Source organism: Candidatus Allofontibacter sp., assembly GCF_040404065.1.
Classification (GTDB): Bacteria; Pseudomonadota; Alphaproteobacteria; order Pelagibacterales; family Pelagibacteraceae; genus Fontibacterium.
The window spans coordinates 6,591-18,052 of sequence record NZ_JBBAJM010000004.1; the positions used below are offsets into that span (position 1 = coordinate 6,591).

The 11,462-nt window shown below is 28.3% G+C and carries 6 protein-coding genes; 2 read left to right on the forward strand and 4 right to left on the reverse strand.

The genetic code is table 11. The features are described 5' to 3' along the window. Positions 1 to 301: hypothetical protein (locus AC8IG9_RS06330; RefSeq protein WP_507425970.1), on the forward strand; the 301-nt coding region annotated here is incomplete at its 5' end. Here the strand turns inward: AC8IG9_RS06330 and AC8IG9_RS06335 are convergent. The 4 genes from AC8IG9_RS06335 to AC8IG9_RS06350 all read right to left on the reverse strand — a co-directional run bounded on the left by AC8IG9_RS06335 (position 275) and on the right by AC8IG9_RS06350 (position 4,789). Next, positions 275 to 553, reverse strand: coding sequence for a hypothetical protein (locus AC8IG9_RS06335; protein ID WP_507425971.1), 279 nt, complete (start codon positions 551 to 553; stop codon positions 275 to 277). The two genes, AC8IG9_RS06330 and AC8IG9_RS06335, sit on opposite strands and share 27 nt — an antisense overlap. A gap of 158 nt (positions 554 to 711) precedes the next feature. Next, the gene (locus tag AC8IG9_RS06340) at positions 712 to 864 is read right to left on the reverse strand and encodes a hypothetical protein (RefSeq protein WP_507425972.1); all 153 of its coding nucleotides are present in this window, start codon (positions 862 to 864) and stop codon (positions 712 to 714) included. Between the two features lie 93 nt (positions 865 to 957). Continuing rightward, complete coding sequence (locus AC8IG9_RS06345) at positions 958 to 1,323, reverse strand: hypothetical protein (protein ID WP_507425973.1); 366 nt, start codon at positions 1,321 to 1,323, stop codon at positions 958 to 960. After that, the gene (locus AC8IG9_RS06350) at positions 1,286 to 4,789 is read right to left on the reverse strand and encodes a DNA gyrase subunit A (protein WP_507425974.1); all 3,504 of its coding nucleotides are present in this window, start codon (positions 4,787 to 4,789) and stop codon (positions 1,286 to 1,288) included. The genes AC8IG9_RS06345 and AC8IG9_RS06350 overlap by 38 nt, the downstream gene beginning before the upstream one ends. Before the next feature lie 113 nt (positions 4,790 to 4,902). On the opposite strand from AC8IG9_RS06350, the gene AC8IG9_RS06355 reads away from it, so the two are divergent. Next, the gene (locus AC8IG9_RS06355) at positions 4,903 to 11,400 is read left to right on the forward strand and encodes a beta strand repeat-containing protein (protein WP_507425975.1); all 6,498 of its coding nucleotides are present in this window, start codon (positions 4,903 to 4,905) and stop codon (positions 11,398 to 11,400) included. Positions 11,401 to 11,462 lie beyond the last annotated feature (62 nt).

Sequence of the window (11,462 nt, forward strand, 5' to 3'; positions counted from 1 at the left end):
TCAAAATGTTAATAATCAAAATGTTAATAATCAAAATGTTAATAATCAAAATGTTAATAATCAAAATGTTGTTAGACAAGGTATTAATGGTCAAGGTGTTTCTATGGTTAGACAAGGTATTAATGGTCAAGGTGTTTCTATGGTTAGACAAGGTATTAATGGTCAAGGTGTTTCTACTGTTAATAGACAAGCTAGTCAAAGTGTTTCTACTGTTATTAGGCAAGGTACCTTACAGATACAGGACTCATCTGTTCGGCAAGGAACAAAGACTGATTTAAATAAGAAAAGTTTGAACAGCTGAACAATGTAAAACGTTAGTACTACCTGTGCTACTAGTGTAATCTGAAGAACTGGAGCTAGAAGAACTAGAACTTGAACTTGAACTAGAACTAGAAGAACTGGAACTAGAACTGGAACTAGAACTTGAACTTGAACTAGAACTTGATGGTGATTTTTTTTTAATTTTTTTAATTTTTTTGATTTGCTTTTTTTGTTTTTTATTTTTTTTAGTATTATCTACTACTTGTAATTGTATTGGTGGGTTATTCGTCATTTGTTTTTATTTTATACTATTACAAAATAAAAAAAAAATACACAATTCTGTTTTTTTTATTTAAATTAATTAAAATGCGCAAAGGCGAGTATATTTAAAAGTTGTTAAATATGTTATGTGTTGTTAAATATGTTATGTGTTGTTAAATATGTGTTGTTTTACGAACTAGTGCTACTTGAGCTGGAACTTGAACTTGAACTAGAGCTAGTTGAACTAGAGTCGCTTGAAATTTCTACTTCTACTTCTACTTCTACTTCTATTTTTTTATCTTCTTTTATTTCTTTTATTTGTATTTGTTGGTTATCTGACATTGTTTTTTGTTTTGGTTTTATAGTATTATAAAATAAAAAAAAAAATACGTAATTCTGTTTTTTTTATTTAAATTAATTAAAGCATGTAAAGTGTTATAAATGTAGATATGTTGAACTTGATCTACACGTACTACAAGTACTTGTATAACTATCTGTATCTGTTGTATCTGTTATATCTGTTATATCTGTTGTATTTATAGTATGTTCAATATTTATCGTATTTACTTCTATTTCTTGTTGTTGTTCAATATTTACTTCAACATCTATTTCACTATTTTTTAGTACTTCTACTTCTATTTCTTTATTTTTGTCTTTGTCTTTTATTGGATTTTCTTCTTTATTCATATTGTTTATAATACTAATAAAAAATAAAAAAAATTTATACAAATAATGTTTAAATTGTGTATAATGTATATAATGATCAAATGTATGATAATTTAAGAATAGAATGTAAATCATCTTTCCATAAATCTTTTTCTGTTTTTGATTGTAAAATACTCAATTCTTTTTGTTTAGAATCTCTTTGATTTTGGAGTTCTTTTATTTTTTCAGAAGACAAAGAAACTAATTGCATTTTTACAAGATAATCATAATTAGGAGATGTTTTTTCTCCATTTTCATTATCTGTATCAATACCCCAACTTAACTTTGGGTATTTATTTTGTTCTAATAGTTTTATAATATAATCTTTGCTTTTTCTATTAATATCTAAAGATCCATCAATGTATTCGTTAATAAATCTAACTTTAGAATTTAGTAAAGTTAATTCATTTGTTAAACGCTTTATAAGAAATGATTTTCTTTTTTCATAATATTCTAATCTAATATCAAAAAAGTCCAACAAGATATCATTTGCATTTTTATATTTTGTCAAGATCAAATTTTCGCTAAATAAATACATGTTATTAGTTCCAAATGTCTTTGTTAATTTTAAGAATTTCTCAACTTCATTTTTATTTAAAAGATCATTTAAGTCATTTGAATTTTTAAAGTCTATTATAAAACAAATTTCACTATTTTCATCTTTTGTTTTATTTTTAACATCTTTCAAGTAAATACCTTTAGATTTAGATTTACTTTTAGTTGTATTCTTTATTTTATCAGATGCACCTTCAATTAATGATTCAAGGAATTCTTTATAAGTTGTAACAGCTGTACCAACTGGTAATTCTGTAATTTTTATTTGTGCATCACCAGTCTTTTCCCATTTTCCTTTAGTTATAAAGGACCCATTTTCTATACTTTCCAAGATACCATTAAAATTTTTAAAATAAGGTGTCATAACTAAAGGTTCTAGATCATCTAGTACACGTAATAAATTTGCAATAATATCTTTTGGATTAAAAGGTGGAATATATGTAGAATACCCAGTTCCAATTCCTTCGCATCCATTAACTAAAACCATTGGTATTACAGGAAGAAACCATTCTGGTTCAATTGATAATCCATCATCTTCTAGATAACTAAGTATATTAGAATCTCTTTTATCAAATATTTTTGTTGTAATATCGGATAACCGTGTATAAATATATCTTGGACTAGCAGCATCTTTTCCGGAAAGCAATCTAGATCCAAAATTTCCATCTGGATACAATAAATTTATATTATTAGATCCAACGAAATCTTGTGCCATATTAATAATAGCTCCTTGTAAAGAAGCTTCACCATGATGATATCCTGTTTCAGCTGATACATAACCAGATAATTGAGCAACTTTAACAACTTTTGTAATATTTTTTTTCAACATGTAATGTAAAATTTTTCTTTGACTCGGTTTTAAACCATCGCAGATACTTGGAATGGATCTTAAATTGTCATAAATAGAAAAGTGAACAAGTTCTTTGTGAATAAGATCTGTATAACTAACGCGTTTTTCTTTTACATCAATATAACTATTTTTATCATATTGTGCCAACCAACGTTTACGTTTATCAGAACATTTTACAATTTCTTTTTCTTCGAGAACTTCTTCGTCTTCTCCTTCGCCTTCTGTACCTTCTCTAGTTTTACTTTTACCTGTATTTTTGTCTTTTTCAAAAGCTAATTCTATAGATTCATCGCACTTTTTATCTTTATAAAAGTAATCAATTTTAAGTTCATCCATTCTACGAAAAGTATCTTGTGCATCTTCTTTTTTAGAAGTACCCAACCCTTTAAAATATCTAATTTGATAATTAGAGATATCATTTATATTTTTCCATTTATGATAGTCTTGTTCTGTAAAAAACTCGATAACTTTTTTACCACGGATTGCTTTTACAATAGGTGTTCTAATAGTTTGAATAAAATCAAGTTTAGCAAGACTAGGCCACCAGTAATGAAAAATATTTACAATAAGAGCTTTGATATGTGAACCGTCTACGTCAGAGTCAGTAAGAATCATTATTTTACCTAATCTTAAATCTTTAGTATCACTGTATTCTTTTCCTTGTTTTAATCCGAGAATTTGTTTAAGATTATTTATTTCTTCATTGTTTGCTAATTGTGAAATACTTGCATCACGAATATTTAGACATTTACCTTTTAAGGGGTAAACCGAGTAACGTTCTGGTCCAACTATAGATCTTCCCCACATTGCAAAAGTCATGGCTGAAAGACCTTCTGTGAGAATTAAAGTACATTCTGATGATCTTGCAGTACCTGCCCAAAGTGCATCTTCTAATTTTGGTATATAAACTTTATTTTTTTTAGACCCATCTGTTTTTTTAGCAAGATCCATAGATTCTTTTAATTTATAAGTTTGAACAATTTCTTCTACTATACTACTTTTCCATAATTTATCGATAAATTTATCAGATATTTCAATTTTGCATCCAAAGTCTTTTGATTGAGTTGTCAATTGTTCTTTTGTTTGACTACTGAATTGTGGGTTTACCACAGTTGCTCTTAAGAATAAAAATAAACGTTCTTTGATCATTGCTGGTTTGACATCTTTTAATTTCTTTTTTGATTCTAAAAGTGTTTTCAACTTTGCAGTAATTTGATATATTATATGATCTACATGTTTACCTCCATGATAAGTAGAATTTCCATTTACAAAAGAAATTTGTGTATATTGATCATTAGGAACAACAATAAATTCCCAAATCAATTCATTTTTACCAACTTTTTGAATAAAACTATCATAATACATTTTGACAAGATCTCCATCTTTTTGTGTATTGAAAAAATAATTTGCATAATCAACTAGACCTTTTCCTTTAATTTTTTCTCCATTTAAAAATACAGATACATTTTTATTTGTACAAGCTATACAATCATATACACGTTTGTCTATAAGTGTTATAGCATCTTTTTCGAGTCCATTCATATGGAATTTTTTATAATCTGGTATAAAACTAATTTTAGTAAAACTTTTACCAGAATTTTTTGTTACTTTTGGTTTTGATTTCTTTTCCATATTATCAGAAAATTCTTGTACAAAACGTAAAGCTTTTTCTGAATCTATGGTTTCAATTTCTAATTTTTTACTATAAATATTACTTAATTTTACACCAAGTCCATTAACTCCAGCGCCAATTCTTTTCTGAGAGTCGTCATAATTACTTCCAGAAAGAAGGTGACCAAATATTAATTCTGGTACATATATATTTTGTTCTTTATGCATTACTACAGGAATACCTGTACCATTATTAAATACAATAATTTCTCCAGTTTCTTTATTGTAGTCTACTTTAATAGTAGATACAGTAGGATCTCTATTAGAATGATCTAATGCATTTGTCAATACTTCATCAAAAATTTTTAAGAAAGCTGGACTATATTCTACCATACGTTTTTGCATTTTGTTGATATTTTTATTAAAAATCCACATTTCTTCCAAAGTTTTTTTAGTATCTCCAATATACATATTTGGACGATGCAAAATATGCTCTCTTTGACTTAATTTTTTATAAGTCTCTTCTATTGTACGTGCTCCAGACATTTTAAATGTCTTTTTTTCTTTTTCTTATTATTTCAATTTTTATTTTTTATTAAAAGTTTAAACTCTTTTTCGTAAATAGTAATTAATTTTTTTACTACTATTAAATAAGAAAGATGCCTAAACATTTAATAAATAATAGGATTGATTATCAAAATGTATATGGTTTAGTATCCAAACATGACTTGTGGTTAAACCAAGGTGTAAAAACAACAGATTCACCTACATTTGCGAATTTGATGATATCTGGTGAAACTACAGTTCAGGGTAATTTATATGTAGAGGGAAATACAACAATTCTTAATACAAACGTAATTGAATTTGAAGATAATATTGTAGTATTAAATAGATTAGAAACTGGAGAAGGTGTTACATTAAATCAATCAGGTATAGAAATTAATAGAGGTGTACTCGAGAATTATCGTATGGTCTATAATGAATCTGATAAAATGTTTAAAGTTGGAGTTATTAGTAATTTGCAGGCTGTTGCTAATATAGAAGATTATCCTTTACAAAATGGTATAATGATGTGGAATAGTGTTACAAAGAGAATAGAATCAAGAGGAAGTATATCTATTGATTTAATACAAACATCTAGTACAAATGCTACAAGTTCGAGTACTGGGTCTTTAATTATAAATGGGGGTGTAGGTATACAATATGATACATGGACTAATGGGAAAATATTTTTAAGAGGATCAGATCATTCAAGACAAAGTAGTATTTATACAAATACTACCACTAATGATTTAACATTTGTGTCACCAGTTGATATCACGATGTCACCTACAGGTAATACAATTTTTCCATATAATAGTTTAATAGGATTGGGTAGTACATCTGGAAGTATTAGTGCTGATAGTATAACAAAAAATGTAAATATTGCAAGTGATGGTCATATAGATTTTTTTCTAAATGCAAATAAAAAGATTCGTATACCTAATCAGATACCAATCACATTTTCTACACAAAATGAACAAATTTATACAGATAATTCTAATAATATGGTTATAGGTAGTGGACAAGATATTTTATTAGAACCTGGTGAAGCTAGAAGAGTTAAATTACCAGTGGATATCCAATTAACCTTTTCAAATTCAAATCAAAAGATTAGTGCAAATTTAAACAATGATCTTAGTATAAATGCTGGTAATAATATTTTTTTAATTCCAGGACAAGGATTAAATGTATGCGTGGCTACTGATACTGGTGTAAAATTTGGAAATAGTGGTTTTCAACAAATAATATCTAACAGTAACAATGATCTAAATGTGTTGTCTGATAATGATATATATCTTACTCCAAGTGGTAAAGTAAATGTGACAAGTAATGTACCTATAACTTTTGGAGGTTCTCTTCAATATATAAAAGAATCTACTGGTAATTTATTAATTGGAGCAGATAGCAATATAAAAATACTCCAGACAGATTTATATCTAAGTAGTGAAAATGAAAGTATGAATGGTACATCTGGGTCGATTTATACATTAGGTGGTATAGGTGTAGAGAAAACTATATATACAAAAACTGGTTTAGTAATAGATACTATTGTAGAAGGAAGGTCTTTAATTTTATCAAAGGGATCTCAGGATCTTTTTATAATTGATACAACTGATTCTGGAGTAATTGACATTAATACAGGTGATGGTTTAAGTGGATCTTTGAATATAAAAAGTATATCAAATACAAATTTCCAATCTTTATTACAATTAAAAACTGAGATAGATAATACAAATGGTTATTCAATAGGTAGAGGATTTAGTACTTTTAATTCTGGTAGAGTTTTTTCAATAAATATTCCTAAATATAGTGACTACAGCAATGTAGGAGATAAACCTAAATTTGTTGTAACAAGTGATGATTGTAAAACGGAATTGTTTAGTATTGAAACAGAAACTGGAAATATTTTATCAAAGGGTACTTTTGGGTTAAAAAGTACATATCAAGCTACAAATTCTTCTACTGCATCATTTATTGTATATGGTGGTTTAGGAGTTGTTAAAAATATTATAACTAATGGTACTTTTAAATCGAATGTTGATTCTGATAGTGCTTTTTCAGTAAAGGATAATTCAGATAATACTGTATTTAATATAGATACAAATAATAGTGAAACTCTTGTATCTGGTACTTTTATTGTAAATAGTAGTGAAAACTTTTTAGTAAATAATACTATTTTTAATACAAATACTAATGTGCATTTAAAGAATGAAGAAGATGTTATTGATACTTCAAGTGGTGCTTTAGTTGTTTCTGGTGGTGTTGCTATACAAAAAAATTTAAAAGTAGCTGGAGAAACTGTGTTGTACAGTACATTAGATCTTTATGATAATTTTATAACAAATGTAAAAACTCCTATAAGATCAAAGGATGCAGCTACAAAGGAATATGTTGATTTAGCTGCATTGCGTGGTATGTATATAAAGAATTCTGTTCAAGTCACTACAACTGTAAATGGAAATTTAAATACAGATTTTATTGTAAATTCTGTTATCGATGGGTATACTTTAAAGGTAGGTGATCGTGTTTTAATAAAGGATCAAGACAATCAAATAGAAAATGGAATGTATATAGTTAATATCTCTGGTATTCCAAGTAGATCTTCTGATTTAATAGATGGTGATCATGCTGCTGGAGTGTATGTATTTATACAATATGGTAATCTTTATGGATCTACTGGTTGGGTTTGTCATACAGAACCAGATCAAGATATATGTGGGACTGATCCTATTGTTTTTGTACAATTTACAGGTTTAGGTGAAGTAGATGCAGGTGATGGTTTGTCAAAGGATTTTAATAGAATTGATGTAAATGTAGACAATTCAAGTATTGAAATAGTATCTGATATTTTACGTGTAAAAAGTTCAATTGCTGGTACTGGATTGACTGGTGGTAGTGGAGTTGCATTATCTACAAAAAGTGATCAATCTCATGTAAAAAAACTTGGAACTATTGAAACTGGTGTATGGAAGGCTAGTACAGTAGAAGTACCTTATGGTGGTACAGGTTCTACATTGTTTTCATCTGGAAATATATTATTTGGTAATAATACACGCGGTGTATTAGTGGATTCTAATTTATATTATGATAATGTTAATACATTTTTAGGAATAGGTACAGGTAGTCCTTTACAGAATTTGCATGTAGCAAGCACAGCTGATGTTAATATTTTATTAGATGCTGATATCGATTCTACTTTACCAAATTCCAGGCCACAAATAGAATTTGCATATGCAGGAGACACAAAGGCTTTTATTGGTATGTCTAGAAATTACGATGATTTTTCAAATAATATATACCCAGACAGTTTAGTTATTATAAATGATAAAAGAGATAATACGTCAAAAATTCAATTGTCAACAAATAGAGAAAGTCGTATTACTATTTTATCAAATGGTAATGTAGGTATAAATACAACTACACCTAGTGTATCATTGGAAGTAGCTGGTACATTTAAGAGTGATGGTTTAGTGATGTTTAATTCATCTATAGATTCTACGAATACATCAAATGGGTCGTTTATAGCAAATGGTGGTGTTGGTATACAAAAAAATTTAAATGTAGGTGGTGTAACAACATTTTACGATGAAACTCCATCTACATCATCTTTAGAAGCAGCTGTTGTAATTAAGGGTGGATTATCTATTGGATCAGGTGAAAATGCTTTTAATATAGGTAATGGTGGTGGTTTAACTGTTGTAGGAGGTGCTTCTATAAGTGGTGATATATATATAGGTGGTTCTATCAATGCTAGTGGTAGTAGTTCAAGTACTTTTGCTTATCTTACTTTAACTGCAACAGATGCTGCTAAAAATTTATCAACTGGTTCTCTTGTAACATTTGGTGGTTTAGTTTTACAAACAGATGAAAACGCGACTAGTTTGGATAATGGCGGTGCATTATTGACACCTGGTGGTGGATCTTTTGGTGGTGATGTTTATATAGGAGGTTCAAATACAGTATATGGTGCAACTAATTATTATTCTCAAAATACAAAAGTGATATCATTTTATGATGGATCGACGTTGAATTTAAGATATACTTTAGATAGAGATATTTACAACAATGATTTTTCATTATCGAGATATAATAATCAAAGTAATTTTATAGAAAAGGTATTTAGTGTAGATGGAAACAATGGGTCTGTTGTTTTTAATAATAAGACTCCTTCGAGTACACCAAGTTCAGCTTCTTTTGTTTTAACTGGAGGTATAAGTATTAATTCTACAAGCGTTGCTATAAATATTACAAGTGGTGGTTGTATAACTGCTATGGGTGGGTTAAGTGTATTAAAAAATGTATTAATTGGAGATACTTTAAAAATATTTTCTACAAATTCGAGTACCTGCACTACAGATGGTGCATTAACTGTTTCTGGAGGAGTTGGTATTGGTGAGAATGTTAATATAGGTGGTTCAATTTCTTTTATTGGAAATGGAAAGTTTGATGTAATAAATAACAGTTCTGGTTCTATTCTTTGGACGTATATTGGTGAAATTACTTATAAATGTAAGGTACAATTTACAAATAATAATTACATGATAGAAATTGTTTCTTCTAATAATAACACAACACATAATACATTAGGAGAAATGAGTGGTTTAATTATTTCAGTTTACCATGACGTATTAAGTAACAAGTATCATTTATTTTCACAAACACCTGCAAATTCAAAAACTTTTATAAATGTTTTATATAAAACAGAAAGTCCTTTTGTTATAAAAGATGAAGGTACAAGTAGTGAACCAAATGGTGTAACGAGTGGATATGATATAGGTACTTGGACTGAAGAATACAGTTCATTTAATTCTGAAAGTGGAATAGCTCTAAGTTGTGGTGATATAGTGGTTGGAGATTTTTCATCATCTGATTCTTTTCCTATATTTGGACGTAATAATGTTAATACGGATAGTTCACGTGATCTCGGTATAGCATTTCAAAGATATCAATCATCGAATGACTCTGGATCAGGAGAAATTGTATCTGATGGTTATGTATTTTTTGATTCATTACCAAATCAAGTAACTGCTAATAATGTTCAGGTAAAGTTTAGTAATTTAACAAATTCATCTGATAATTATTATAATGGTTGGTGGATAAAGGTTGTATCTGGTACAAATTTTGGTCAAGTTAGAAAAATAGTTTCTTATAATGGTGCTCAAAGGGTTGCTGAAATAGATATACCATGGACTGATCAAAATCCTAAAAATGGTGATACTGTTTATTTTTATAATTCACAGTATGTATCGTTATATTTTAATGATTCTATTAAAAAGTTTAATTTAGTATATAATACTAGAGACACCGTAACAAAGGAAATCACAAGTTATGATTACGTAGACATGGGTGTTAAGGGATTAACTGTGTCTAGTACAGATCCCAGTACAAATGCATCAAATGGTAGTATTTATACGACTGGTGGTTTGTCAATTTCAAACACGACAGATTCTGTAAATTGTTCAAATGGTGGAACAATAACTACATTAGGTGGTGCTGCTATAGGAAAAAAGTTGTATGTTGGTAATAATATAGGTATAGGCGAAAGTGATTTTAGTATAAGAGAATCCTTACATATAAAACAACAAGTAAGTAGTATACGTTTAGAGAATGATTACAATTCTGTTTCTTATATAGATTTTGTAAAGGGTGGTACTGGTACTCGTTTTGGTGTATTATCAGATAGTGTAAATGATCAGTTTTCATTAACATTTACAGATTTTAATATTACACCAGAATATGCTAAAAAGATTTTTACTATAACTAATAACGGTTATATAGGTATTAATACGACTAGTAATATATCATCTGTATTAACGATAGAATCAAATAATTTTATTTCTACTGATACAAAAGATGGATACATTGGGTTGATTGCTGCTAGTAAAAATGATATTAATAGTAATGAGTCAGCCAAAGTTGTTGTACATGGTAATAATTCAATTGGAAGTATTGGTAATGTCTTTATTTCTTCTTCAAGTTCTGGATCTGTGATCTTTTGTACAAAAGACAATATTCAACAATTAAAGATAAACAATGATGGTGTTATAGGTATCTCGTCTACTAAAAATTCAACTAATTCGAGTTCTGGTGCTTTAATAATAAATGGTGGTATAAGTGTTGGATGTAGTGCAAATTCTACAAGTATTACAAACGGTGGTTCATTAACCGTGGCTGGTGGTGGTAGTGTTGGTAAAGATTTATATATAGGTGGTAATGTATATGTTGATGGATTTATTAATGTATCATCTTCTGTTATAATACCAACACTAACATTTAGTAATGCTCAAAATTGTACATTTGGCGGGTATAGTAATAACAAACTATTACCAGTTGTAAATGAGGCAATGTTGTCCTTTTCATTTACTGTAATTCCTACTGAGGATAGTAAAAATTGTTATATAGAATTCGATGTACCTAATAGAACAACTATTTTTGATACAAGAACAGAAATAATGTCTTCTGTATCAGGATATACAGATGATACAAATGTTATTCCAATTTTTAATATTGCATGTTTTGGAGTTAAAAATGAAACACGTGCGTTTGTTACATTTCAAAGTGTATCAACGAGCATTCATTATTTTACAGTTCTTGCAAGATATACGATGGACTAACACCAATAGAAAAAACAAAATTTTTAAAAAGTATTATTTTTTTGGTTACCTCAAGGTACCTT